The sequence below is a fragment of the Neomesorhizobium albiziae genome, assembly GCF_900114255.1.
GTDB classification, from domain to species: domain Bacteria; phylum Pseudomonadota; class Alphaproteobacteria; order Rhizobiales; family Rhizobiaceae; genus Neomesorhizobium; species Neomesorhizobium albiziae.
In genome coordinates, this window is sequence record NZ_FOSL01000010.1 from 122,164 (window position 1) to 146,808 (window position 24,645).

The following is a 24,645-nucleotide window of genomic DNA, read 5'->3' on the forward strand; positions in this document are numbered from 1 at the left end:
TCTCAGTCTTCCCTCGCCCCATCATGAGCTTGTCGAAGGGTGACGGGGCGAGGCCGGGGCGGGCGGCTGTGAGCCGCAGTATGCGCAGAATGCCGCCATTCGCAGGCCGGCTGAATATCGACGCACTCTGCTGTGTGTCACGCCGAACGGTATTCGGCGCGACGAAAGAACCGGAACTACTCTAGTCGAGGGACGCGCCCGACGCCTTCACCACGTCAGCCCACTTCACGGCTTCCGCTTTGATGAATGCAGCAAATTCCTCGGGCGTTTCGGGATTGGGCTCGCCACCGATGTCGACGATCTTCTGGTTGATCGTCGGCTCGTTGAGCGCCTTGACAATCGCTTCGTTCAGCTTCGCGACCACGTCAGGCGCGGTATCCGCCGGAGCGAACACTCCAAACCAGGACGTGGCTTCAAAGCCGGGCAAGCCAGATTCATCGATGGTGGGCACGTCCGGCAGTGCCATTGAACGCTTCTTGGATGTGACGGCCAGGGCACGCAGCTTACCGGATTTCAGATGCTGAATGGAACTCGGAACGTTGTCGAACATGATCGCGACCTGATTGCCGAGCAGGTCGACCAGCGCAGGGGCCGAGCCCTTGTACACGACGTGTTCCATATCGACGCCGGCCATCTTCTTGAAGAGCTCGCCCGCCATATGGATGGAGGTGCCTGTGCCCGATGACGCGAAAGTAACCTCGTTCGGATGCGCCTTGGCATGGTCGATCAATTCCTTGACCGTCTTGTAGGGTCGCTCGGGATTGACCTCGAGAACATTTGGAACGTTGGCGATACGCGACAGGGGCTGGAAGTCCTTCTGCGGGTCGAAGGCCATGTTCTTGTACAGGCTTTGATTGATGGCGTGTGTGCCAACGGTGCCGACCAGCAGCGTGTAGCCGTCCGGCGCCGCCTTGGCGACTGCCTCCGTTCCAATGTTGCCGCCGGCCCCGCCGCGGTTCTCGATCACGACAGGCTGGCCGAATTGCTGGCTGAGGGACTGTCCCACCAGGCGTGCGAAGATATCCGTCGTGCCGCCGGCCGCGAACGGCACGATGACGGTGATCTGGCGTTCGGGATATGTCTGCGCCAGCGTCCGTGGCGTGCCGACGGCAACCACCGCAGCAACGGCAGCCAGCGTCATGAATGCACGGCGCGTCTGGTAGTTCGTCCAATTCCTCATCAACTTTCCTCCCTTGTGATGAATTCGATTACCTCGATCACTGATGATTTCTACAGGGAAAGTAGAAATCACACCCTCATCTCGTCTGCAAGTTGCGGTCAGCGAGCCTCCGCATTAATTGCAGGAAGCGCCGGCACAAGCACGGCTTCGAGGCTGAATATTTGTTGGCTAACCTTATGTTGAGATTTGCAGATGCCACGATTTCGGGGATGAGACGTCGGCGCTGCTCATTTTGCCGCCGCATCATTTTGCAACTGCCGCCGCGCCGTGCCAAATGAAGGCTGCAGCAAGGACGAGCAAGCGTGACCGCAGAGGCCGAACAGCGCAGGACCTACATGATCGGCCAGACCGAGATTTCGGCGCGGCCGCTCCCTCCGGCGCTCTATCTGGTGGCGACGCCGATCGGCAACCTCGCCGACATCACGCTGCGCGCGCTCGAAACGCTGGCCGGCGCCGATATCGTCGCCTGCGAGGATACCCGCGTCACCCGTGTCCTGCTCGACCGCTACGGCATCCGCCAGCGCAGCACCGCCTATCACGAGCACAACGCCGCCGAGGCCGGGCCGCGGCTGATCGAGGCGCTGTCGTCCGGCAGGAGCGTCGCGCTGGTGTCGGACGCCGGCACGCCGCTGGTCTCGGACCCCGGCTTCCGACTGGTCGGCCAGGCGCTCGATGCCGGCATCCGGGTGGTGCCGATCCCCGGCCCGTCCGCCGTGCTGGCGGCGCTGACCGCATCGGGGCTGCCTTCGGATGCGTTCCTGTTCGCCGGCTTCCTGCCGGTGAAGGACGGCCAGAAGCGAACCCGGCTCGAAACCCTGAAATCGGTTCCCGCGACGCTGATCTTCTTCGAATCGCCGCGTCGCGTTGCCGACACGCTGTCCGCCATGGCCGACGTTCTGGGCGCTGCGCGCCCCGCAGCGATCGGCCGCGAACTCACCAAGACCTTCGAGGAGATGCGTTTAGGAACGCTTGCGGCGCTTGCCGCGCATTATGCGGAAGCCGACACGCCGAAAGGCGAGATCGTCGTCTGCGTCGGTCCGCCGGAGGAACAGCCGGCGGCCCAGCCGGAAGATGTCGACCGCCTGCTCCTGTCGCTGGCAAGCGAGATGCCCGCGTCGAAGGCCGCGGCGGAGGCTGCCCGCATGACCGGCGGCCACAAACCCTTGCTCTACCGCCGCCTCATGGAACTGAAGGGTGATTGACCTCCGCGCAAAGCGCTTCAAGGCCTATCGCCGGGGTCATCGCGGCGAATGGCTTGCCGCCCTTGCCCTGATGCTGAAGGGCTACCGCATCGTCGCCCGCCGATACCGCACGAAGCTCGGCGAGATCGACCTGATCGCGCGGCGCGGCGACCTCGTGCTGATCGTCGAGGTCAAGGTGCGGGCAACGCTCATCGAGGCTATGGACGCCATCGCCCGCCAGTCAGAGCGCCGCATCGAGGCCACGACCGATCTGTGGCTGTCGCGCCAGCCCGACCATGGCCGCCTGTCGATCCGCTTCGACATGGTCGCGGTGCTGCCCCGGCGCTGGCCCATCCACGTCGAAAATATCTTCTACGGCCGCACCTGAAGAGACCCAACGCCGGCCTTGCGCCAGGCATGACGCGGCGTCATTCTCCCAGATTGCCGTAAAATCATTCCCCGGGAGGTAATCGCAATGTGCCATCACTGCATCATCGAGAATGTGAAGTCCGGCATGCTGTCGCGCCGCGACTTCTTCAGGGGCACCGCCGCCGCAAGCATGGCGGCCATCGCCGTTTCGACGGCCCCGACGCCGCTGTTCGCCCAGGCCGCCGCGCCCCGGAAGGCCGAAGACCTGACCCATGAGATCTGGGAAACGTTCCCGACCTATTTCGGCGGCCAGCAGCTCTTCATCGAGCAGAAGTTCAGCCACGCCAAGGATACCTTCAACCTCAACGAATGGCGCATCAGCGAACACACCGGAACCCATATCGACGCGCCGCTGCATTTCACCGCAGATGGCAAGTCTGTGGCCGAACTGCCGGTCGAGGATCTGGTGGCGCCGCTGGTGGTGATCGATATCCGCGCCAAATCAGCAGAAAACCCGGACTCGCAGCTTACCCCGGAAGACATCAAGGCATGGACCGACGCCAATGGCGATCTACCGGAAGGCGCGGTCGTGGCCATGCTGTCGGGCTGGGGAGCCCACGTGGCGACGGACAAGTTCCGCAATGTCGGCGACGACGGCAAGAGCCTGCACTTTCCGGGCTTCCACGTCGATGCGGTCAAGCTGTTGCTCGAAGGTTCGACCAAGGCCATCGCGGTCGACACGCTGTCCCTGGATTTCGGCGCCTCGCCGGATTTCATCGTTCACAATACCTGGCTGCCGGCCGGGCGCTACGGCATCGAGGCCGTCGCCAACCTGGACAAGCTGCCGGCCAACGGAGCGACGATCGTCGTCGGCGCGCCGAAGATAAAGAACGCCACCGGCGGTCCGGCGCGGGTGTTCGCTTTCATTTGAGTGCTTCAAGCGGTGGGCAGGCGGTGAGCTGGTGGGACTTTGGCAGGCGGAAGAAAAGATCGACAAGACTGCCGCTCGATCATGCTCCGGATGTCACGGAACCTTACTGGTTAAGCAGGCGTTCATACCGGGTCTGGTCCGGAGGAAAAAATGAACGTGCAGAAGATCTACACCGCATTGCTCACCACAGACCTTGCGGCGGCCGAAGGCTGGTATACGAAGCTGCTCGGTCGTGGACCGGACAACCGGCCGATGGATACGCTGGTGCAGTGGGAGCTCTTCGACCAGGCCGGGTTGGCGCTTTCAAGCGACGGCGAGATTGCCGGCAGGGGCGTGATGTTCCTTTATGTCGACGATGTCGCGGCCGAGCGCCGCAGGCTGCAGGGTATGGGGATCGTGCTCGGGGACGACATTGAGGGCGACTACTCAACGCTGGCGCAGGTGCGTGATCCTGATGGCAACCTGCTCACGCTGGCGACGCCGCCCTCGCGGCCATTTCCGCCGGCATGACCAGCTCGCCCCGTGCGGCTGTGGCTCCGCGCGTAAACGGCTGGCGAGGAACCGACGAGCGAGTTGCAGCGCGTCCCCGGGATCAGCTTGTGATCCTGAAACCCCGCGGCGCCGCATCGGCCGGCGCCGTCGCGATGTCGGCGACCACCGCTCCCGCAGGCCCTTGCCGCAGCTGCTCCAGCATGGCCGCCACGGCGGGCCCGGAGCCGGCGATAAGCGCTGTCACCGAGCCGTCGTGCTCGTTGCGCACCCAGCCGCGGATATCGAGTTTGCCGGCTTCGATCAGCGTCCAGGCGCGGAAGCCGACGCCCTGCACCCGCCCGGTGATGCGCACTGTCAGAGCCCGTTCTTCGTCGTCCATTCGTCGCCTCCGGCCAAACAAACAGATAGAGATCAACGCCGCCGCGTCACCCGCATCGGCAGGCCGCCTTGCGGCTGGGTCGTCAGTTTCTGCACCGGCCAGGGTTTTGTTTCCGGCGTCGTGTCGAAACGGTAGCGCGACAAGAGCACGCCGAGCGCGATCACGGCTTCCTGCATGGCGAAGCTCGCGCCGATGCAGACGCGTGGACCGGCGCCGAACGGCAGGTACTGGTAGCGGTCGATTTTGTCGCGGTTTTGCGGGTGGAAGCGCTCCGGCATGAAGGCGTCCGGCCTGTCCCACAGCTTGCGGTGCCGATGGATGGTCCAGGGCATCATCAGCACTGCGGCATATCTCGGGATTTTCAGGCCCTTGTAGGTTTCCGGCTCGATCGGCTCGCGGTTGATCGATGGCGCCGGCGGATAGAGCCTGAGCGCCTCCTCGAAGGCGGCGCGGGTGAACGGCATCGCCTCCAGCCATTTCGCGGGGTCGGGCTCTCGCGCCAGCACATCGTCGATTTCCGCTTCCACCCGGTCGCGCTCCCACGGCGCCTCGGCCAGGCAATAAAGCGTCCAGCCCAGCGCGCGGGCGGTGGTCTCGTGGCCGGCGCCGATGAAGGTGATGATATTGTCCTCGATCTCGGCGCGGGTCAGCCCGTCCGGACCTTCGGCGCGCAACAAAAGCGTCAGGAAATCCTCGGGCGTGCCTTTCGGGTTGCGCTTCATCTTCTCTTCGCGCATCGCCACCGTGTCGGTGACTATCTTGCGGAAGTAGGCCATCGTCTTCCTGCCGCGCAGCCGGGTGAGCCGCGGCAGCCATTCCGGCGCGCGCAAAAGGTCGAGCGGGTCGACGCGGCCCATCGTCTCGAACAGATGGTCGATCTCTCCCTCGAAGGTGCCCTGCCCGCCGGCGATCTCGCCCGAAAACAGGGTTTCGGCCAGGATATCGTAGGTGAGCGTGGTCATGTCGTGCGCGATGTCGATGGGTTCGCTGGCATTCTCGTACTTCGCCGCGAATTCCTCGCTGCATCTCAGCATCGGTCCGGCGAAGCCGAAAATGTGGCGCGGCGTGAACACCGGCGCCATCGCCTTGCGCGAGCGCTTCCAGACGTCGCCTTCGGCGGTCAGCAGCCCGTCGCGCAGGATCGGCCGCAGGATCATCTGGCGCACCGTCGCCATCTTGTAGTTTTTGGCGTTGTCGAGCAGCACGTGGCGGATGAGGCCGGGATCGTTGGCGATCACCAGCGGACCGCCGATGCCGGTCACTGAAATCCACGGCTCGTTGTAGGAAGGCTCGCCCCAAAGCTCGAGCGGGTTGCGGTAGACGATGCGGATCATCTCCAGCGTCGATGGCGGGCTGGTGCGCGGTTTCGGCGCCGGCGGCACGAAAGGGGCTGGTTTGCTGTCCATCGGGACTCCGCTTTGCCAACCTATGTAGGAGCATGGATATGCGGCGTCCATGCTGCCGCCGTCCGCGCGGCCGATTTTCATCACACCGGATTGCCGGCGGGCGCCTGCTTGCCTCTCAGCCTTCGGCACCCTAATTGCGGCGGGTTGCGAACGGATACCACAGGAGAACACCTTGACGCTCAGGCTCAACATCGTCATCGCCAGCACGCGGCCCGGCCGTGTCGGCCCGGTCTTCGGGAAATGGTTCGAGGCTTTCGCGCAAGAGCACGGCAAGTTCGAACCGGCGCTTGTCGACCTCGCCGATTTCAACCTGCCGGTCTATGACGAGCCTCGGCATCCGCGCCTCGCGCAATACGAGCATGAACACACCAAGGCCTGGGCGGCATCGGTCAAGTCAGCCGACGCTTTCGTCTTCGTCACCCCGGAATACAATTATTTCGTGGCGCCTTCGCTGGTGAACGCGCTCGACTACGTGCTCTCCGAATGGCACTACAAGCCCGCCGGCTTCCTGAGCTATGGCGGCGTGTCGGGTGGCCTGCGGGCCGTTCAGTCGGCAAAGCAGCTCATGACCTCGCTGAAGATCATGCCGATACCGGAGGGCGTGCCGGTCTTCAGCTACGCCCAGCATCTCAACGAGGGGGTCTTCCAGCCGACCGAGATTATCGAGAAGGGCGCAACGACCATGCTGGACGAACTCTCCCGCTGGGCCGCTGCGCTGAAGCCGATGCGCGCCGCCTGAAGCACATCGCGCAAACCACGCAGCGGGTTGCGATAGCGGCACAGAAATTTCCTCTCCCCCGTCGATCGGGGGAGAGGTGGTTTGCAGAGCAAACCGGAGTGGGGGTCGACCACTCATACGCGATAGCCCAGGTCATGACGGGGAAGCGCGGAGCGATCAGGTCGCGATTTCCGTGACGCTCAGGTTGGATTCTCCACGCAGCGACAGGTCGGAGTCGCGGATGTTGAGATGGACCGGCGTACCGGCGGCGCTGGATGCGAGCCGCACCTCATAGGTCACCGCGCTGGTCGTCGCCGGCAGGTCCTCGAACTCGACGGCCGCCTGGTAGGAAATGAGCCGCGAATTGGCGGCGGTGTCGGCAAGCATCTGGTGCTGCATGTGAACGCCAGGCTGCGACGGCCAGACCTTGGCGCCGTCGCGGAAGATGGCGACAAGGGGAACTGCCGACCAGAAATCGCCGCCGACCGTGAGACTGGTCCGCACCACGACCTTCGACGTCGCCGAGACGGGTGTGATCGCAAGGTCGAGGCCGGTCGGCTGGGGCGTTGCGAGCGTGGTCGTGAAGCCGCTGGTCAACCGGCTCGCCGCCGCCTGCAGGATGTGCCCCGGCGTGCGTATTCCCACGGGAAACGACACCGTCCCGGATCCCCGCGCGATCGTCATCGCGGTGTGCCAGGCGCTCCCGTCGGCGCTGACCTTGAAGGAAAAATCGTCGCTGCCGGCGAGCCCGAGTTCGGCGCGCCCCTGCCAGTCGTTCTGCATGAGCAGGGAGCCGGTATGGCCGGCTGACGATTTGTTGATGACAAGACGGTGGTCGCCGCCCTGGTGGGTCAAAAGCGTGCTCGGGGCAGAGACGGTCAAGCGGTTGTAGCTGTTCGCCGTGGCGTTGATGCCGACCGTGTCGGCCGACACGTCGCCAGCCGGCATGCTGCTCAGACGCACCCAGGCTGAGCCGGAATAGACAAACGGCGCGGCAGCATCCTTCACCCACGCCTGCATGCCCTGCGTCGGCGTCACATAGTTCCAGTCGGCGACGGTGAAGACCGCGATCTTGCCGGAATGGCCGGACCACGCGCCGGAGGCCGATGGCGGCACGATGTGCCGCAACCCCTGGCCGGGCGCACCCGGCGGGGTGGTGACGGTGGCGCTTTCGACGGCGAGTTGCACCAGCGCATCGAGAACGTCCAGGGCCTCGTTGTGGGTGACATGCTTCTGGGCCTGCGAAGGCAGGATGTAGGGGAGTTGCAGGTTTGGCGATTGATCCATTGCGGCGTTCCTTGTGAATGAAGCCCACAAGTGTAAGGCCGCCCAGATGGGGGTGGATTGTTTTGTCCGTCATTTCGCAGACGTCTATGCCGCTTAAACCAGCCGATCTCCGCCCTTGAGGGGGAGATGTCCGGCAGGACAGAGGGGGGCAACGTAGGGCGCAATCTTGATGTGCGTCGCCGGCCTCACCTGAATACCACCCCCTATTGCATCGAAACCGTGGCCGAACCAGCCAGCCATTCGCCGACCAGCCGTGCGTCCTCGTCGTCGAGGCCGTGGCCTGCCGGAATCGTGTGGGCGATGACATGGGCGCCGTTCCTGGCCAGCACCTTTTCCAGCGCCGGCGCATAGCGGGCATAGAGGCCGTCATCCTTGCCGGCGATGACCAGGAAATTGGCGGCGGCAAGGTCGGCGGCCGGCGGCCTGTCCAGCACCGGCATCGAGCGCAGCAATGCCGCGCGCTGCACCAGCCGGGGATGCAGCAGCGACAGGGCGGCAATCAGGTTGGCGCCGTTGGAATAGCCGATGAAGGTGGTGCGGCGAAGGTCGAAGCCATAGGCACTCGCTGCCGCCTCGAGGAAGGCCGCGAAGGCGTCCGCCTCGGCGCGGATGTCCTTCTGGTCGAAGCGCACCGGCGTCACCCGCCGATACCAGCGGGTTATGCCGTCCTGGACGATGCGGCCGCGCACCGCAAGCAGCGTAGCGTTTGGCGCCATGCGCTCGGCCATCGGCAATAGCGTCGTCTCGTCGCCGCCAGAGCCGTGCAGCAGCACCAGCGTTTCGCCGTTCGGGCGTTCGGGCCGGTAGAGCTTGTGCACGAAGCCCAGCTCCGGATGGATTTCTTCGTCGCTCACCATCGTTCGGATGCTCTGTTCCTGTTGCGGCTTTACAGCTGCCCCCGTGGCGACTGTGCCGGCCCCGCGCTTGCCGCGCATCGGCGCCGGGGCCACCGCCGCTTCCTCCAGGCAGTCGGCCCGAGCCCTGCCGTCCATGACAGTCACCGGGACGGCGCGGCCAGCCGCCTTGTCCGGCGAAGCGCAGCCGGGATTCTCGGCAGCACTTCCGGTTTCGGTCAATCCCAACACCCAGCCAAGCGCAAGCGCGCCAAGAATATGCTTTGTTGCCATGAGAGCCCAAGCTGACGGTGGAAGGTTAACGGGACCTTTCGCCCAAGGGAGTCCGCATCGTGCTGGCGACCCCCGCCTCCCGGCATTGCGCCCGGGAGCTTCGACACGTGCTGGTGCCCACCGCCGCCAGCCGCATCGGGAAACCGGTCTCTAGTCGATCGGGACAGCCATGTCATCCGAAAATGTTTCAATCGGACATTTTTCGCGATCAAAGCATGTCGCGCAAAAGTGCTCAGAGGTTCGCGAATTTCCCGGTTTTCTGGCGAAAATGGCCGCAAAACCGCCCCTATAATTTGGAAAAAGACGGTCGAACGCCTATATCTCGGTCAACAGCGGGCGCGTGATTCGGGGACAGATCGACGCGCCCTTTCTGCGGCATAACCACGAAAGCATTTCATGAGCGACACGCCAGACATCACACCCGGCGAAACCCCGGAATATGGCGCGGATTCCATCAAGGTCCTGAAGGGTCTCGATGCCGTCCGCAAGCGCCCCGGCATGTATATCGGCGACACCGACGACGGTTCCGGCCTGCATCACATGGTCTACGAGGTCGTCGACAACGCCATCGACGAGGCACTGGCCGGCCATGCCGACCTGGTGACGGTGACGCTCAATCCGGACGGCTCCTGCACCGTCATCGACAACGGCCGCGGCATCCCGACCGACATCCACACCGGCGAAGGCATTTCGGCTGCCGAAGTCATCATGACGCAGCTGCATGCCGGCGGAAAGTTCGACCAGAATTCCTACAAGGTTTCCGGCGGCCTGCACGGCGTCGGCGTCTCCGTGGTCAATGCGCTCTCGGTATGGCTGAAGCTGAAGATCCGCCGCGACGGCAAGATCCACGAGATGAGCTTCACGCACGGCAACTCCGACGCGCCGCTGAAGGTGACCGGCAGCTACGAGCCCCATAGACTTCCCGGCACTTATGACGGGCGCAGCGGCAGCGAAATCTCCTTCATGCCGTCGACCGACACCTTCACCATGGTGGAGTTCGACTACAACACGCTGGAGCACCGGCTGCGCGAACTGGCGTTCCTGAACTCCGGCGTGCGCATCGTCTTGACCGACAAGCGCCATGCCGACATCAAGACCCAGGAACTGCTCTACGAGGGCGGCCTGGTGGAGTTCGTGAAATATCTCGACCGCGCCAAGAAGCCGCTCATCGACAAGCCGATCGCCATCAAGGCGGAGCGCGACGGCATCACCGTCGAGGTGGCGATGTGGTGGAACGATAGCTACCACGAGAACGTGCTGGCCTTCACCAACAACATCCCGCAGCGCGACGGCGGCACCCATCTCGCCGGCTTCCGCGGCGCGCTGACGCGCCAGGTCACCGGTTATGCCGAAACCTCGGGCATCGCCAAGAAGGAAAAGGTCACCATCACCGGCGACGATTCTCGCGAAGGCCTGACCGCGGTGCTTTCGGTGAAGGTTCCGGACCCCAAATTCTCCTCGCAGACCAAGGACAAGCTGGTCTCGTCCGAGGTGCGGCCGGTGGTCGAAAGCCTCGTCAACGAGGCGCTCGGCACCTGGTTCGAGGAACATCCGGCGGAGGCGAAAACCCTGATCGCCAAGGTGGTCGAGGCGGCGGCAGCGCGCGAGGCTGCCCGCAAGGCGCGCGAGCTGACCCGGCGCAAGGGCGTGCTCGACATCACCTCGCTGCCCGGCAAGCTCGCCGACTGCCAGGAGCGCGACCCGGCCAAGTCCGAAATCTTCATCGTCGAGGGCGACTCGGCCGGCGGCTCCGCCAAGGGCGGCCGTTCGCGCCAGAACCAGGCGATCCTGCCGCTGCGTGGAAAAATCCTCAACGTCGAGCGCGCCCGCTTCGACCGCATGCTCGGCTCCGACATGATCGGCACGCTGATCACCGCGCTCGGCACCTCGATCGGCAAGGACGAGTTCAACATCGAGAAGCTGCGCTACCACAAGATCATCATCATGACCGACGCCGACGTCGACGGCGCCCACATCCGCACGCTGCTCCTGACCTTCTTCTTCCGGCAGATGCCGGCGATCATCGAGGGCGGTTATCTCTATATCGCGCAGCCGCCGCTCTATAAGGTCACCAAGGGCAAGAGCGCCCAGTACATCAAGGACGAGAGCGCCTTCGAGGACTTCCTGATCGGTTCCGGCCTGGAGGAAGCCTCGCTCAATCTCTCGTCGGGCGAGGTCCGCACCGGCCAGGATCTGCGCGCCGCCGTCGACGACGCGCTTGCGGTCCGCTCGCTGATCAACGGCCTGCACACCCGCTACAGCCACAGCGTCGTCGAGCAGGCGGCGATCGCCGGCGCGCTCAATCCCGACCTCTTCAATGATCTCGGCCGCGCCAACGCCATGGCCGAGACCGTCGCCCGCCGCCTCGACCTGATCGCCGAAGACACCGAACGCGGCTGGCAGGGCCGCACCTCGACCTCCAACGAAGGCCCCGGCGGTTACGTCTTCGAGCGCTCGGTGCGCGGCGTCAAGGAATCGGCGACCCTCGACATGGCGCTGCTCGGCTCCGCCGACGCGCGGGCGCTGGACCGCTATGCGGCGCGTCTTGGCGAAGTCTACGCTGCTCCGCCTGTGCTGCGCCGCAAGGAGCTTTCCGAAACGCTCGCCGGGCCGCTTGCGCTGCTCGACGCGGTGTTCGCGACGGGCCGCAAGGGCCTCACCATGCAGCGCTACAAAGGCCTTGGCGAGATGAACGCCGAGCAGCTGTGGGAAACGACGCTCGACCCGAATGTCCGCTCGCTGCTGCAGGTGAAGATCAACGACGCCACCGATGCCGACATGCTGTTCTCGCGGCTGATGGGCGACGAGGTAGAGCCGCGCCGCGAATTCATCCAGGAAAACGCGCTCTCCGTGGCCAACCTGGACGTTTGATGCTCAGGGATAGTCGCGATATCATCAAGCGGCTGAAGGATGACGGATTCCACCTCGTCTCGACGAGGGGATCACATCACAAGTTCCGTCATCCCCAGACCCGCAGGATCGTTATCGTGGCGCATCCGCGCAAGGATATTCCGGCTGGAACGGTGCGGTCGATCTACGATCAAGCCGGTTGGCCGAAGGATTAGGGATCGCGACGTGATGCATTACATCGCTCTCATCCATAAGGAAGCGGACAGCGGCTACGGCGTTTCCTTCCCGGACGTACCGGGCGTGATCGCCGTTGCCGATACGCTCGATGACGCGTTGCGCGAGGCTGGAACGGCGCTCGGCTTTGCATTCGAGGATTGGGAAGGCGCTCTGCCGGTCAGGCGCTCGCTCGACGATCTTCGTGACGATCCGGATTTTCTGGAATCGTCTGTCGACGCTGTAGTCGCCGCGGTGGCGCCTTCTCCCCCGGTGGCTGCAGCAGCCTGACACTTCCGCGCCGCCGAGCATCCGCTACACTCAGGCGCTTTCCTTCGCCTTTGCCTTGCTCTTCGCCGGCTTCCGCCGCTTCGGGATGCGCCGGGGCGCCGGCTTGATGGCGACGGCCGCTTCGTCCGAAAGCGCACCCGCCACCGCCTGCGTCATCTTGTGGGCGACGAAGTCGCAGTTGATGGATGCCATCAGCTTGGCGTCGCTGAAATGGTCCTCAGCCGGCAGCCAGAAGGCCACACCGACGCGCAGCGTCTTGCGCGCGCGCTTGATGCGTCTGACCATGTAGCGCGCATGGGCGACGGAATCGGCGTTGAGATAGCCGATCACCACCGAATGCACGTCCTTGAAGTCGAGCCGGCCGATGTTGCTGGCTGATATGGCCCTCGTCTCGACAAGGCGGGCCGTGGCGCCGTGCGCGGTCAACACCTGCGCGAGCATGGCGGCCGACGCCTCGTCGAGCTCGCCGCGGCCGCCGACGCAGAGCACCGTCTTGCCGGTGCCGTCGGGCAGTTCGGCCGCATCGTCCTCGCCTTCATCCTCCGCCTCGTCGCCGTTCTCGTCGTCCTCTTCCGCCGCTTCCTCCTCGGCATATTCCTCCAGATTGTCGACCAGCGTCATGGCGCCTTCGGCGACGCGCTGGCGGCGGGCATCGTCCATCACGCCGCGGGCGCGGTCGGTCTCGCCGAGCGACAGCGCCGGAATGGCGACGGTCTCGTAGAACGCGACCAGATCGTTGTCGGCCAGAAATTCCTCGGCGCGGTCGGTCGCTTCGTCCGGATCGCCGGCCAGCAGCCGCTGATAGAGCGCTTCGTGCGGCTCCAGCACCGGCTCGCTGCCGAACAGCACGTCGAGGAATTCGAATTGCGGCACATGGCGGCCGAGCACCACGAGGCACACCGTCAGCGGCGTCGACAGAAGCAGGCCGAGCGGACCCCATAGCCAGGTCCAGAAGATCGCGGCCACGATGATGGCCAGCGGCGACAGGCCGGTACGGGAACCGTAGAGCCACGGCTCGACGGCGTTGTTGCTGATCAGTTCGACGACGATGAACAACGCCACCGCCCACAGCACCATCGTCCAGCCGGGGTCGACGGCCAGCGCCAGAAGCAGCGGGAAGACGGCCGCGATGATCGGGCCGATATAGGGCACGAAGCGCAGAACCAGCGCAAGAAGCCCCCACAGCAGCGGGTTGGGCACCCCGATGACCCACAGGCCGACGCCGATGGGGATCGCGTAGGTGACGTTGACGATCAGCTGCATCAAGAGATACTGGCCGACCCGCTTGCCGGCATCCTGCAGCGCCTCGGTGGTGCGATGCAGGTCGCTGGCGCCGACCAGCCGGATGAAGCGGTCGCGCAGATCCTCCCGCTTCATCAGCATGAAGATCACCACCACGATGATGATGCCGCCGGTCGCCAGCGGCTCGATCAGCGGCCCGATGATGGTCTGCAGCACCTGGAAGGGCTGCAGCTGCGGCTCGACCACCTCCACCGGCAGGGGTTTCACCTGCGGCGCGTCGGAGGTGCCGGGCGGGTTGGCGTCTGCCGGCGGCTTGTCGTTGCGCCGTATCTCGGCTCCCAGCCTTTCCAGGAGCCGCGAGACGCGGTCGATAATGCCTTCCCCGACATTGGCGTCTTTGACGACGCGTACCTTGGCCTCGATGTTGGACTGGTAAAGCGGCAGGTTCTCGGCCAGCACGCCGAGTTGGGTCGCCACGACGGTGCCGAAAAGCGCGATCGCGGCGAAGGCGGCGATGACCACGGTGATGACGGCGGCTGGCCGCGGCAAACGGAATTTGCGCAGCCACGAAACCACCGGCGCCAGCGCGAAGGTCAGCAACACGGCCACTGCCAGCGGCAGGAAGATATCCTTACCGAAATAAAGTGCCGCAACCGTTGCCGCGACGGTGATCAGGGTTGGATAGGTGACGGCGGGCGCGTGCGACTGTGGGCCGATCGCACTGGCTTTTGCCCGCGAGGACGCTGCGGGAGCGTTGGTTGTCGTGTTCATTCCCGCGATGACTTCCCCTGCGTGGCCGCATTCGCTGCGGCTTCACGCCCTATAACCGCCAGGCGGGGCTTCCGGTTCCATTTGCGGGGGACGGGCCGGCCGTCGGGTCATTTAGGACTTTGGCGGCGACCTGCCGGCATGGGAAGCGCCCGACGCCCCTACAGCCGCAAGAGCCAGGCCTCCACGTTGCCCTTGCCCTTGACTTCGATGGCGCCGCGCGGCTCGAAGACGAACTGGTCCTTGAGCTGCTCGTAGACGGCCCGCGTCACCTGGACCGCATCGGGAACGCTGCCTGATTCCATGCGGCTTGCGAGGTTCACCGTGTCGCCCCACAGGTCGTAGATGTACTTGCTCTTGCCGATGACGCCGGCCACCACCGGTCCGCTGTTGACGCCGACCCTGAGCTTCATCGAGACGTTGTGCTCCATGGCGTGCTCGCGCGTTATATGGACCATGCGAATGGCCATGCGGATCATGCGCTCGGCGTGGTTGGGCACCGGCACCGGCAGGCCGCACACGGCCATATATGCGTCGCCCACCGTCTTGATCTTCTCGATGCCAAGATCGTTGGCGGCTTCATCGAAGCGCGTGAACAGCCCGTTGAGGAACGTCACCACCTCCTGCGGCGGCATCTCCGACGTCAGCGCCGTGAAGCCGACCAGGTCCGCGAAGGCGACCGTGACCTCCGCAAAGCCGTCGGCGATCCTCTCCTCGCCGCCGCGCAGCCGGTTGGCGATCGGCGCCGGCAGGACGTTCAGCAGCAGCTGCTCGTTCTCGCGGTTCTTGTTCTCGATCACGACATTCTTTTCGCGCAGTTCCTCGACCATGCCGTTGAAGGCCGAGCAGAGCTGGCCAATCTCGTCACGCGTGCGGACCGGCACGCTGGCCGCGTAGTCGCCGGCGGCGAAGCGTTTTACGCCGGCGGTCAGCTCGCGCAGCGGTCCAAGCAGTGCGCGCGAAAGCCACGCGGCGGTGGCCGCCACCGCAAGCAGCGCCAGCCCGCCGACGATGAGCAGGTCGCGGCGCAGCCGGTTGATCGGTGCGAACGCCTCGGCGCTGTCCACCTTTGCGACGAGACCCCAGTTGACGCCGGGTATCGCGAGCGGTCCCCACGAAGCGAGCGTCGGCACGCCACGATAGCCGATGATCTCGCCGGTGCCATCGACGCCGGCAAGGGCGGCCCGTGTGGCCTTGGTGTCGATCGCCTGATGCAGCACCGGCGTCCCGTAACGCTGGATGGCGGCGATTTCCTCGTTCGATGTGCCGACCGATTTGAGTTCGGCGAAATAGTCCTCCTGGTTCTCGTAAAACGCGCGCGGGGCCGAGCGCACCAGATGATCAGGCCCGACGAGGTAGGCCTCGCCCGTGTCGCCAAATCCCTCCTGCCGCCAGCGGCGGCCGCCGGTCACCACATTGTCGATCTCCTCGTTCGACAATTGCGCGATCAGCACCCCGATGACGACGCCCTGGTCGATCACCGGTGCGCCCATGAAGGCGATGGGTGCGCCACCCGACGGCGCGTAAGGGGCGAAATCTTCCAGGCAGACGGCCGACCGGTCGGCGCTTTCCGCGCAGCGGGCGACGGCGGCGGCGGCGTTGGAGCGCCGGTAAGGGCCAAATTGGAGGGACGTGGTGAAGTCCGCCTCCTTCTGGACCGTGTAGATCAGGCGACCCGATTTTGGATCGGCGACCATGAAATCGAAAAAGCCGACCGTGGCTGCCGCGGCGCGCATCAGCGGATGATACACGGCGTGAAGCCGGCTGTAGTCGCTTCCGTCGCCGGCGTCGTCGAGAAGCTTGCGCCGCTCGCCCTGGTTCGGATTTTCCACGATGTAGTGATACTGGAGGTAGTAAGGGGCGCCGCCGACCGGCAGGTAGTCCGACAGGGCTGGTTCCCTGCCGAGGATGCGCGTCATCTGAGGGATGAAGTTCGCGGCGTACCAATCGCCGACCTTCTGCCGCAGCTCGGGCGGCGCGCCCGTCCGGTCGAGCTGGTCGACCGCGATCCGGAACTCGCGCGTCGCATCGACGACCATCTTGGAGGTGGCAAGCAGGCGCAGTTCCGCCTGGATCGTGCGGAAGTAGGTTTCAACCTGCCGTGTCTTGGTCTGGCGGGCGGCTGTTAGCTGGTCGAAGACCGCTTTTTCGAGCGCCTCGCGGGCGCGGAAGTAACCGAGCACCCCGGTCACCATGACCGCGATCGCACCAAGCAGGACGAGAGTTGTAAACAGCTTTGCGGATAAGCCCCAGCGGGACGGTCGGTGTGGGGATGTGCTCGTTGCGCCTGCAGAAGACATGAATCAGCTCGAACCAACAACGCGAAGTATTTGGCATGTATCGCCGATAATGATGATGATGATAATCCTCCGCTAGCGAAGAAAGCTGATCCGAACCGGCGGCAGATGCTACTGCATTCGCCGACGGATGGGCAGCGCAATCTGCTACCGCGAACATCCACCAATGGGATGGACGGCTCCGCTTCCCCGGCTGAGTGGTTTGCCTGGCCCGCGCTGCCTCGCCCCTCGGAGGCTGCCGTGGAGACTTGTGTTACCGAGGCCGGCCCCGCCTTTCGAAGTGCGGCGGCAAACGACTGCGTTGTCGTCGCTTGTGGCGTCATCCGATCCTCGATGGCGCTCGCGGGCCGGCGAACGGTCGACAGCATGGTCGCATCGAGTGCGCACGAGGGACCTCTCCGCGGCTTCCATGTGATAGACTGGCCTGCGGAACAATCGGAAAGCAATCGCGCCGATGTCACTCGACCCGGCTTTGGTTCAGCGGCTTGCGACCGGGCTTATCGAGCGCGATCGCTGGTCGCGCGCCCGGCTGCTGGCTCATCAATCGCAAGCCCTCGCTCACACGCTTCAACACGCCGCAGCCAACTCTCCCTATTACCGCGAGACGATCGGTCCCCTGATAGCCCGGCAGGCGCCGCTGGATGAGCTTCCGATACTGACCAAGGGCAAGCTCATGGCCGAGTTCGATCACATAGTGACCGATGATCGCTTGCGCCTCGGCGATATAGAGCGACACCTGGCCAGCCCGCAGGCCGCGGACCTGCTGTTGAGCCAATATCGCGCCTGCGCAACCGGTGGCACCAGTGGGGAAAGGGCCATTATCGTCTACGACCAGCCGGCCTGGGAGGTTGCCGCGGCGAGCTATATTCGCTTCCTGCGAGCGGCCGGCGTGATGGCAAAAACGCGCTTCATCGGCATTGGCTCTCCGTCGCCTTTCCACATTTCCAATCGCATGTTCACGGAGTTGCGGGAAGGCCGTCCAGCCACACCTCGGCTTTCCGTGACCACGCCCTTGCCGGAGATCGTCGCGACGCTGAACGCGTTCCTGCCCGAGGCGCTTATCACATATCCTTCATTCATACGCAGGCTGGTCGAGGAACAGGCCGAAGGCCGGCTGCGCATCGCGCCCCGGCTCATGGGTTCGGTTGCCGAGACCCTGCAGCCGGATATCCGCGAGCTTGTTCAGCTGACCTGGGGCATCGGCGTCTTCAACGGTTTTGGAACGACCGAAACCGGGACCAGAGGCCTGGAATGCGAACACCTCACGGGCATCCACCTTCCCGAGGACCTGATTGTCTATGAGGTCGTCGACGAGGCCAATCGCAAGGTTGCCCCCGGCGCAACCGGCAGCAAGATCCTGATCACGTCACTGACCAACAAGGTGCTTCCGCTCATCCGCTACGAGTTGTCGGACATGGTTTCCCTGGCGGATGGCGTTTGCCGATGCGGGCGCCCGTATGCCCGCATCGCCTCGATCGAAGGCCGGCGCGAAGAGGTCCTTGAACTGCCTGCCCGTGGCGGTGGTCATGTCAAGGTTCATGCGGGCCGTCTGAGGTCGCCGCTGGTCCGCATTCCCGGCATCCGGCAGTTCCAGGTTGCTCAGCACCCGTTTGGATTGAACATCAGGATTTCAGCTCGCGAAGATGCGCCCAGGGACGAGATTCTGGCCTCGGTCCGGCAGGAAATTCGAAGCGCATTGCTGCAAACCGGCGCAGACGTCCCTGACATTCGCGTGCAACTCGTCGAAAGCATCGAACGCGTTGGCACTGGCGCCAAGGAAAAGCTGGTGACCCGTGAAGCCTGAGACTAGAGGGGCTCCGGTTCTTCAGAACCGGTAACCCGCTCTAGCTATTTGTTTTGCCGCATTTATGCGGACGCCAAATGATTCCATTTGGCTGCAAAATGCTCTGGCTGGAGGTTCGGGGATGCAATCATCCAAGATTGCATCCCTTAATCCCAAAATCGCGCTCTAAACTGCCTTACGCCACCAGCCGGCCGGCCGGCTCAGACTGCGCGTAGGCGCGGCCGAAGCGGTTGGCCAGGAAAGCATCCAGCGCGATATCCTCCTGCTTGACGAAACCCTTGGCCGGCAGGTTGCCGTCGGCCAGCATGTCGAGAACGGCGCAGATGCCCGACGCCGTGGTGATCTGGATGGCGCTGCGCACCACCTCGCCGATGCGGCGGCTATAAACCTTGTTGGCGTAGGTTTCCTGCAGCAGGCGGCCGTTCTTGCGCCCGCTGACGGTGACGAAGACGATGACCACGTCCTGCAGCGTCGCCGGCAGCGCGCTTTCGAAAATATCCTTGAGCACTTCGCGGCGGTGGCGCAGGCCGAGATCGTTGAGCAGCGCCTTCATGATCGCGGCGTGGCCGGGGTAGCGGATGGTGCGGTAGTTCAGCGTGCGCACCTTGCCCCTGAGGGTTTCAGCCAGCGTGCCGAGGCCGCCCGACGTGTTGAACGCCTCGTAGGTGACGCCGTCGAGCGAGAATTCCTCGCGCTCTTCCAGCGGCGGCACTTCGACCAGTTCGCCCTCGACGATCGCCTCGCAGGGCTCGCAATATTCGTTGATGACGCCGTCGGTGCTCCAGGTGAGGTTGTAGTTCAGCGCATTGGACGGATATTGCGGCAGCGCGCCGACCCGCATGCGCACGCTCTCCAGGCTGTCGAAGCGGCTGGCGAGATCGTTGGCGACGATGGAGATGAAGCCGGGCGCCAGGCCGCATTGCGGAATGAAGGCGCTTTTCGAGCCGCGCGCCAGTTCCTTCACCCGCCGGGTGCTGACGACGTCCTCGGTGAGGTCGAGATAGTGGACACCGGTCTTGGCGGCGGCCTCGGCGATGCGCGTGGTGAGGTGGAAAGGAGCGGCACTGAGCACGGCGAACTTGCCTGCCAGCACCGCCTCGAGTGCTGCCTGGTCCTCGATGTCGAGTTCCTGCGTTGCCACCGCATCCGTCACTTCGAGCGCCGCAAGCTGGGCTGCCGAACGGTCGACCACCGTCACCCGGTAGTCACCGCTTCCCGCCAGCATGTCGGCGATCGTCGCGCCGATCTTGCCTGCCCCGACCACAACTATGTTCTTCATCGCCCTTTTCCTTCCGCCTGGCTGAGATTTCACGCATGTCGCCCGAAACCGTGCTCGGTTCGGAAAACGGCATGCAAACTAAGAAGTTGAGGCGCGGCCGCCGCATCCCGTTCGGTGCCACGCTGTGGCGCAAAATCGCAGATAGCCGGTCGAAAGGAAGGGTGCTTTCTGTGCAAAAAGCAGTGTATGATTGATCACTTCGACGAATGAGAGCGCCAGAATGACGACCGATGCCGACCAGACGCTGCTTTCCCTGCTGCGCGAAAACGCCCGCGCCTCGACGGCCGACCTGGCGCGCCGCCTCGGCGTCTCGCGCACCACGGTGCAGAGCCGCATCGAAAGGCTGGAAAAGCGCGGGGTGATCGCCGGCTACGGGGTTCGGCTGGCCCCCGAATACGAGCGGACGCTGATTCGCGCCCATGTGCTGGTCACCGTCACGCCGAAGCTTGCCGACAAGGTCGTCGCCAGCCTGAAAGCCATGCAGGCGGTGCGCACAGTGCACTCCGTCAGCGGCAATTTCGACATGATCGTCGTCGTCGAATCGCCGTCGATCGGCGACCTCGACAGCCTGATCGATCAGATCGGCGTGCTCGACGGCGTCGAACGCACGCTGTCCTCGATCATCCTCTCAACCCGCATCGACAGGTAGACGACGTTGCGGCCTCGTCTCCCTCCCCTCAATGGGGAGGGTGGCCCGCAGGGCCGGGTGGGGTGATCCTGATGTTGCTCATTCGTCGACGATGACGCCGGCGTGTGCGGCCAGCGCTGCGAAGGCTTCGCGAGCCTGCTGTGGCGTCGCGGTGCCGGCGATCGCCGCCTCCACCACCTCGCGGGCCGACTGGTAGAACGGTCCACGCCGGGCATGCGGCCAGTCGATCAGCACTTCGCAGGCGCCTTCAACGCTCTTGACCGTACGCAGCGTCTTGTCGCCGCCGACCTGCAGCTTGACCGGGCTGTCGAAACTCTTGCGATCCGTCATGGTTTCCTCCCGTCAGCGATGGGGTTGGTGCTCTTCGAGGATGCCGGCTTCGCGCGCCGCCTCCTTGAAGGCTTTCTCGGCGTCTATGGCGGAGCGGTGGCCGTCGATCACCTTGAGACAGGCGTCGAGCGCGTCGCGATGGCGCGGGCCGCGATCCGCCGGCCAGCAATACATCAGGCAATCGAGAGCTTCGTGCGTGTCGGTAACAGTGCGGGTCTGCCCGAACTCCTTGAAGCGGACATGGATCGCATGGGAAAACCGCTTGTTGTCCATTCCCCATGAACGCGCCGGAAGTTTCGCAGTTCCGTCCCGGCAGGTCGTTCCTCCGCTTTTCCTTCGTTCGAAGAATTTAATTCAAATTTTACCGTGTTCGAGCCTTGCGCTTGCGTCATTGCTGCAATGCGGGAACCATTACCGCGCGGGTGTGTTGGATTGCTACGACAGGATTGGAAAATGTCCCGCAGCAACGGCAACAAGTCTCAGACGCTACCGGCAAGCATTCGGCGCCAGATCCGCACCGAAGCCAATGCACGCTATCTGCGTTCCATGCCGGCGTTTCGTGTGGACGCTGAACTGCCAGCGGACCTGCGCAAGATACTCACCGACATGGAGCGTGCCGAGACGATCGCGGCGAAGCGCGAGCGCTGATTGCCGGGCCTCTGGCTCCAACTCATCCTTGAGACAAAAAACGCGTGTGAACACGTCGATCCGAGCGCCAAAACAGCGGTAATTGCAGTCGCGGCAGGAAGCTGTGAACCCATTTCGCGGCGCGACGGTCGCGCAAACTGCACAAGCAATTGAAATTATTGTAATATTCTAAATTCGCATTCGAGGCGGAGATAAACTTCATCCACCTCCGGACATTATCGCGCTGGGAAGAGTGTTATTCTCGAACGCGCCGCCACGAATATTTCGGGCCTTTTTCTGCCGGTTTGCTGGTCGGCTGGTAATAGAGCGGGATACCGCCGGTATCGCCGGCCTCCAGGCGTTTGATCAGCACCGGGTGCGAGACTTCGAACTCGTCGAAACCAAGCCGAATCATGTGCGGCAGCTGGTCGATCAGCACCTGGCCGGTGGCGCGCACGGTGCTCTCGAAACCATGCCGGCTGCGCAGCAGTTCCGCCTTGGAGAAGGAGCGGCCGTCGTTGAAGGCCGGGAATGCCAGCGCCACCAGCGACAGCTGGTCGAGCAGCGGCACGATCTTTTCCAGCTGGTCACCCGGCAAAAGCAGCACGCCCAGCCGTTCCCTCGCCGAAATCCTCACCTCGGCATCGAGGTCAAGAAAGACCTGCAAAGGCAGGATGAAGCGGCCGTTCGCAGCCAGCGCTTCGGCGTTTTCGGCATGTTGCCATTCGTCTTCGCGAAAGCCCTGCGGCGTCCACAGGCGGGGCGCCGCCTGCTCGGTCTGTTCGGTCATTCCTGGTTCCTAGTGAGAGGCGTTGGCCAGCGACTTGTCGAGTTCCGGCAAGTGAATACCACATTCGGTCTTCGCCTGTCCCGCCCAGCGGCCGCTGCGCGCATCCTCGCCCGGCTTTACTGCCTGCGTGCACGGGAAGCAGCCGATCGACAGATAGCCATAGGCGACCAGCGGATTCTCCCGCAGGTCGTGGGCGCGCATGTAGTCTGCGAGATCGGAGGTGGTCCAGCGCGCCAGCGGGTTGATGCGCGCGCGCGGACCGACGGCCTCGAAAACCGGAAGGGCAGCGCGGGTCGCTGCCTGGAAGCGCTTGCGGCCGGTGAACCAGGCGCGGAACGGCTCGACGCCGCGCGCCATCGGCTCGACCTTGCGGATGGCGCAGCAGGCGTCGGTGTCGCGTTGATGCAGCGTGCCGTCGGGATCGTCGCGGTTGAGGGCTGCCTCCAGCGGCGTAATGATCCTGATGTCAGTCAGGCCGAAATCGGCGGCGAGCGCATCGCGATAATGCAGCGTCTCCTCGAAATGCTTGCCGGTGTCGAGAAAGATCACCGGCAGGTTGCGGTCGACTTCGGCGAGCATGTGCAGCAGCACAGCCGAGTCCGCGCCAAACGACGAAACCGCCGCGATCTGGCCGGGGAAATAGCGCTCCGCCGCCCGCTCGATGATTTCGACCGGCGTCAGATGGCCGTAGCGCTGATCGAGCAGCGCCGCCTGTTCGGCCATCGCCAGATCGGCGTCGGTCGCCATCTCAGGCCGCCTTGGCTTCGTTGCCATAAAGCGCCTCCTTGAAGGGGGCGGCGCCCAGGCGGCGATAGGCATCAAGGAATTTTTCGGACTTGTCGGTTCGGAAACGCAGATAGGTTTCCACCACCGTCTCGATGGCGTCGGTGATCTCGTCCGGGCCGAAGCCGCGGCCGATGATCTCGCCGACGGAGGTGTTTTCGTCTCCGGAGCCGCCGAGCGTCACCTGATAGAGCTCAGCGCCTTTCTTCTCGACGCCGAGGATGCCGATGTGGCCGACATGATGATGGCCGCAGGCGTTGATGCAGCCGGAAATCTTCAGCTTCAGCTCGCCTATGTCGCGCTGCCGCTCGAGCGAAGCGAAGCGGTTGGAGATGTTCTGGGCGACGCTGATGGAGCGGGCATTGGCGAGCGCGCAATAATCGAGGCCCGGGCAGGCGATGATGTCGCTGATCAGGCCCGAATTGGCGGTCGCCAGCTCGATTTCGACCAATGCGTCATAGACCGCTTTCAGGTCGGCGCGCGCGACATGCGGCAGCACAAGGTTCTGCTCATGGGTGACCCTGAGTTCGTCGAAGGCGTATTTTTCGGTGATGTCGGCGACGGCTTCCATCTGGCTGTCGGAAGCGTCGCCCGGCGCTTCGCCGATGCCCTTCAGCGAGATCGTCACCGCCGCATAGTCCGGGTTGCGGTGCGTGACGACATTCTGGTCAAGCCATTCCGCAAAGCTTTTCGAATCGAGCCGCGCCAGGCGCACCGCCTCGTCGCCTTCGGGGCGGGCAACCAGCGCCGGCGGCGCGAAGTAGGCTTCGATGGCGCGGATGTCGGCTTCCGGCAGCTTGAGCTCACTGTTCTTCAATTCCGCCCATTCGGCCTCGACCTGGCGCGCAAACTCCTCCGTGCCGGTCTCGTGCACCAGGATCTTGATGCGGGCCTTGTACTTGTTGTCGCGGCGGCCATGCAGATTGTACACGCGCATGATCGCGGTCGTGTATGAGAGCAGGTGCTCTTCCGGCAGGAAATCGTTGATCTTCTTGGCGATCATCGGCGTGCGGCCCTGCCCGCCGCCGACATAGACGGCGAACCCCAGTTCGCCGGTGGCGTTCTTCTTCAGGTGCAGGCCGATATCGTGGACCTGGATGGCGGCGCGGTCGCGCTCGGCGCCCGTCACCGCGATCTTGAATTTGCGCGGCAGGTACGAAAACTCCGGGTGCACTGAAGACCACTGGCGCAGTATTTCCGCATAGGGCCGCGGGTCGGCCACCTCGTCGGCGGCGGCACCCGCAAAGTGGTCCGCGGTGACGTTGCGGATGCAGTTACCCGATGTCTGGATGGCGTGCATCTCGACAGAGGCGAGATCGGCGAGAACCGCCGGGATGTCCGACAGCGCCGGCCAGTTGTACTGGATGTTCTGGCGCGTCGTGAAATGGCCGTAGCCCTTGTCGTACTTGCGGGCGATATGGCCGAGCATCCTGAGCTGCTTCGAATTCAGCGTGCCGTAGGGAATGGCGACGCGCAGCATGTAGGCGTGAAGCTGAAGGTAGACGCCGTTCATCAGCCGCAGCGGCCGGAACTGGTCCTCGGTGATCTCGCCGGCCAGCCGGCGCTCGACCTGGTCGCTGAACTCGGCGACGCGGGCATTGACGAAATCGTGATCGAACTCATCGTAGCGGTACATTTTGTCTACCTGCCTG

The 24,645-nt window shown here is 64.2% G+C and carries 26 protein-coding genes; 12 read left to right on the top strand and 14 right to left on the bottom strand.

Annotated features, from left to right (window positions below; all coding sequences use genetic code 11):
• Positions 1 to 181: 181 nt before the first annotated feature.
• Complete coding sequence (locus tag F3H98_RS17215) at positions 182 to 1,180, bottom strand: Bug family tripartite tricarboxylate transporter substrate binding protein (RefSeq protein WP_149761453.1); 999 nt, start codon at positions 1,178 to 1,180, stop codon at positions 182 to 184.
• Positions 1,181 to 1,515: 335 nt separating this feature from the next.
• Between F3H98_RS17215 and rsmI the strand changes: the two genes are divergently transcribed.
• The 4 genes from rsmI (at position 1,516) to F3H98_RS17235 (ending at position 4,171) form a co-directional block, all read left to right on the top strand.
• Positions 1,516 to 2,382 (top strand): 16S rRNA (cytidine(1402)-2'-O)-methyltransferase, encoded by an 867-nt coding sequence (gene rsmI, locus F3H98_RS17220; RefSeq protein ID WP_149761454.1) that lies wholly within the window; start codon positions 1,516 to 1,518, stop codon positions 2,380 to 2,382.
• A complete protein-coding gene (locus tag F3H98_RS17225; RefSeq protein ID WP_149761381.1) occupies positions 2,375 to 2,749 on the top strand; it encodes a YraN family protein in 375 nt (124 codons plus the stop codon). Before rsmI ends, F3H98_RS17225 begins: the two co-directional genes overlap by 8 nt.
• An 87-nt stretch (positions 2,750 to 2,836) precedes the next feature.
• On the top strand, positions 2,837 to 3,661 hold the full coding sequence (locus tag F3H98_RS17230; protein WP_149761382.1) for a cyclase family protein: 825 nt from the start codon (positions 2,837 to 2,839) through the stop codon (positions 3,659 to 3,661).
• Positions 3,662 to 3,811: 150 nt separating this feature from the next.
• Positions 3,812 to 4,171 (top strand): VOC family protein, encoded by a 360-nt coding sequence (locus F3H98_RS17235; RefSeq protein ID WP_149761383.1) that lies wholly within the window; start codon positions 3,812 to 3,814, stop codon positions 4,169 to 4,171.
• Positions 4,172 to 4,253: 82 nt separating this feature from the next.
• Here the strand turns inward: F3H98_RS17235 and F3H98_RS17240 are convergent, their stop codons facing one another.
• Positions 4,254 to 4,532, bottom strand: coding sequence for an acylphosphatase (locus F3H98_RS17240; protein ID WP_149761384.1), 279 nt, complete (start codon positions 4,530 to 4,532; stop codon positions 4,254 to 4,256).
• A 32-nt stretch (positions 4,533 to 4,564) separates the two neighbouring features.
• Positions 4,565 to 5,938 carry a cytochrome P450 gene (locus F3H98_RS17245; protein WP_149761385.1) on the bottom strand — a complete coding sequence of 458 codons (1,374 nt, stop codon included), beginning with the start codon at positions 5,936 to 5,938 and terminating at the stop codon, positions 4,565 to 4,567.
• A gap of 172 nt (positions 5,939 to 6,110) precedes the next feature.
• Between F3H98_RS17245 and F3H98_RS17250 the strand changes: the two genes are divergently transcribed.
• Positions 6,111 to 6,677 carry an NADPH-dependent FMN reductase gene (locus F3H98_RS17250; RefSeq protein WP_149761386.1) on the top strand — a complete coding sequence of 189 codons (567 nt, stop codon included), beginning with the start codon at positions 6,111 to 6,113 and terminating at the stop codon, positions 6,675 to 6,677.
• Between the two features lie 156 nt (positions 6,678 to 6,833).
• Here the strand turns inward: F3H98_RS17250 and F3H98_RS17255 are convergent, their stop codons facing one another.
• Both F3H98_RS17255 and F3H98_RS17260 read right to left on the bottom strand, forming a co-directional pair.
• The gene (locus tag F3H98_RS17255) at positions 6,834 to 7,943 is read right to left on the bottom strand and encodes a DUF2793 domain-containing protein (RefSeq protein WP_149761387.1); all 1,110 of its coding nucleotides are present in this window, start codon (positions 7,941 to 7,943) and stop codon (positions 6,834 to 6,836) included.
• Positions 7,944 to 8,146: 203 nt separating this feature from the next.
• Positions 8,147 to 9,070: an alpha/beta hydrolase gene (locus F3H98_RS17260; RefSeq protein ID WP_149761388.1), complete on the bottom strand. Its 924-nt coding sequence runs from the start codon at positions 9,068 to 9,070 to the stop codon at positions 8,147 to 8,149.
• A gap of 396 nt (positions 9,071 to 9,466) precedes the next feature.
• On the opposite strand from F3H98_RS17260, the gene gyrB reads away from it, so the two are divergent.
• Genes gyrB through F3H98_RS17275 form a run of 3 tightly spaced genes read left to right on the top strand, consistent with a single transcriptional unit; the run spans position 9,467 to position 12,424 of the window.
• Positions 9,467 to 11,941 carry a DNA topoisomerase (ATP-hydrolyzing) subunit B gene (gene gyrB / locus F3H98_RS17265; RefSeq protein WP_149761389.1) on the top strand — a complete coding sequence of 825 codons (2,475 nt, stop codon included), beginning with the start codon at positions 9,467 to 9,469 and terminating at the stop codon, positions 11,939 to 11,941.
• Positions 11,941 to 12,135: a type II toxin-antitoxin system HicA family toxin gene (locus tag F3H98_RS17270; RefSeq protein WP_149761390.1), complete on the top strand. Its 195-nt coding sequence runs from the start codon at positions 11,941 to 11,943 to the stop codon at positions 12,133 to 12,135. The genes gyrB and F3H98_RS17270 overlap by 1 nt, the downstream gene beginning before the upstream one ends.
• A 13-nt stretch (positions 12,136 to 12,148) precedes the next feature.
• Positions 12,149 to 12,424 carry a type II toxin-antitoxin system HicB family antitoxin gene (locus F3H98_RS17275; RefSeq protein ID WP_244621756.1) on the top strand — a complete coding sequence of 92 codons (276 nt, stop codon included), beginning with the start codon at positions 12,149 to 12,151 and terminating at the stop codon, positions 12,422 to 12,424.
• A 30-nt stretch (positions 12,425 to 12,454) separates the two neighbouring features.
• On the opposite strand, the gene F3H98_RS17280 is transcribed toward F3H98_RS17275, so the two are convergent.
• The 3 genes from F3H98_RS17280 to F3H98_RS31790 all read right to left on the bottom strand — a co-directional run bounded on the left by F3H98_RS17280 (position 12,455) and on the right by F3H98_RS31790 (position 17,467).
• Positions 12,455 to 14,437, bottom strand: a complete 1,983-nt coding sequence (locus tag F3H98_RS17280; RefSeq protein WP_149761392.1) for an AI-2E family transporter — start codon at positions 14,435 to 14,437, stop codon at positions 12,455 to 12,457.
• A gap of 158 nt (positions 14,438 to 14,595) precedes the next feature.
• Positions 14,596 to 16,734, bottom strand: a complete 2,139-nt coding sequence (locus F3H98_RS17285; RefSeq protein WP_149761393.1) for an adenylate/guanylate cyclase domain-containing protein — start codon at positions 16,732 to 16,734, stop codon at positions 14,596 to 14,598.
• Positions 16,735 to 17,188: 454 nt separating this feature from the next.
• Entirely contained in the window at positions 17,189 to 17,467 is a 279-nt protein-coding gene (locus F3H98_RS31790; RefSeq protein ID WP_244621757.1) for a hypothetical protein, read from the bottom strand.
• A 30-nt stretch (positions 17,468 to 17,497) separates the two neighbouring features.
• Here F3H98_RS31790 and F3H98_RS17290 point away from each other — a divergent pair, with 30 nt between their 5' ends.
• A complete protein-coding gene (locus F3H98_RS17290) occupies positions 17,498 to 18,535 on the top strand; it encodes a phenylacetate--CoA ligase family protein (RefSeq protein WP_244621758.1) in 1,038 nt (345 codons plus the stop codon).
• A 175-nt stretch (positions 18,536 to 18,710) separates the two neighbouring features.
• Here the strand turns inward: F3H98_RS17290 and F3H98_RS17295 are convergent, their stop codons facing one another.
• Positions 18,711 to 19,814 carry a saccharopine dehydrogenase family protein gene (locus F3H98_RS17295; protein WP_149761394.1) on the bottom strand — a complete coding sequence of 368 codons (1,104 nt, stop codon included), beginning with the start codon at positions 19,812 to 19,814 and terminating at the stop codon, positions 18,711 to 18,713.
• A gap of 35 nt (positions 19,815 to 19,849) precedes the next feature.
• Here F3H98_RS17295 and F3H98_RS31110 point away from each other — a divergent pair, with 35 nt between their 5' ends.
• Both F3H98_RS31110 and F3H98_RS17300 read left to right on the top strand, forming a co-directional pair.
• Positions 19,850 to 20,008, top strand: a complete 159-nt coding sequence (locus F3H98_RS31110; protein ID WP_188130450.1) for a hypothetical protein — start codon at positions 19,850 to 19,852, stop codon at positions 20,006 to 20,008.
• Between the two features lie 26 nt (positions 20,009 to 20,034).
• Positions 20,035 to 20,463, top strand: a complete 429-nt coding sequence (locus F3H98_RS17300; RefSeq protein ID WP_149761395.1) for an Lrp/AsnC family transcriptional regulator — start codon at positions 20,035 to 20,037, stop codon at positions 20,461 to 20,463.
• A gap of 78 nt (positions 20,464 to 20,541) precedes the next feature.
• On the opposite strand, the gene F3H98_RS17305 is transcribed toward F3H98_RS17300, so the two are convergent.
• Both F3H98_RS17305 and F3H98_RS17310 read right to left on the bottom strand, forming a co-directional pair.
• Positions 20,542 to 20,793: a DUF982 domain-containing protein gene (locus F3H98_RS17305; protein WP_149761396.1), complete on the bottom strand. Its 252-nt coding sequence runs from the start codon at positions 20,791 to 20,793 to the stop codon at positions 20,542 to 20,544.
• Between the two features lie 12 nt (positions 20,794 to 20,805).
• Positions 20,806 to 21,066 (bottom strand): DUF982 domain-containing protein, encoded by a 261-nt coding sequence (locus tag F3H98_RS17310; RefSeq protein WP_149761397.1) that lies wholly within the window; start codon positions 21,064 to 21,066, stop codon positions 20,806 to 20,808.
• A 180-nt stretch (positions 21,067 to 21,246) separates the two neighbouring features.
• Here F3H98_RS17310 and F3H98_RS17315 point away from each other — a divergent pair, with 180 nt between their 5' ends.
• Complete coding sequence (locus tag F3H98_RS17315; RefSeq protein WP_149761398.1) at positions 21,247 to 21,441, top strand: hypothetical protein; 195 nt, start codon at positions 21,247 to 21,249, stop codon at positions 21,439 to 21,441.
• A 235-nt stretch (positions 21,442 to 21,676) separates the two neighbouring features.
• On the opposite strand, the gene F3H98_RS17320 is transcribed toward F3H98_RS17315, so the two are convergent.
• From F3H98_RS17320 to F3H98_RS17330, 3 genes are read right to left on the bottom strand one after another with little or no spacing between them, the layout of a single operon-like run.
• Entirely contained in the window at positions 21,677 to 22,210 is a 534-nt protein-coding gene (locus tag F3H98_RS17320; protein ID WP_149761399.1) for a DUF934 domain-containing protein, read from the bottom strand.
• A 9-nt stretch (positions 22,211 to 22,219) separates the two neighbouring features.
• Positions 22,220 to 22,984 carry a phosphoadenylyl-sulfate reductase gene (locus F3H98_RS17325; protein ID WP_149761400.1) on the bottom strand — a complete coding sequence of 255 codons (765 nt, stop codon included), beginning with the start codon at positions 22,982 to 22,984 and terminating at the stop codon, positions 22,220 to 22,222.
• Positions 22,959 to 24,629: a nitrite/sulfite reductase gene (locus F3H98_RS17330; protein ID WP_149761401.1), complete on the bottom strand. Its 1,671-nt coding sequence runs from the start codon at positions 24,627 to 24,629 to the stop codon at positions 22,959 to 22,961. The genes F3H98_RS17325 and F3H98_RS17330 overlap by 26 nt, the downstream gene beginning before the upstream one ends.
• Positions 24,630 to 24,645 lie beyond the last annotated feature (16 nt).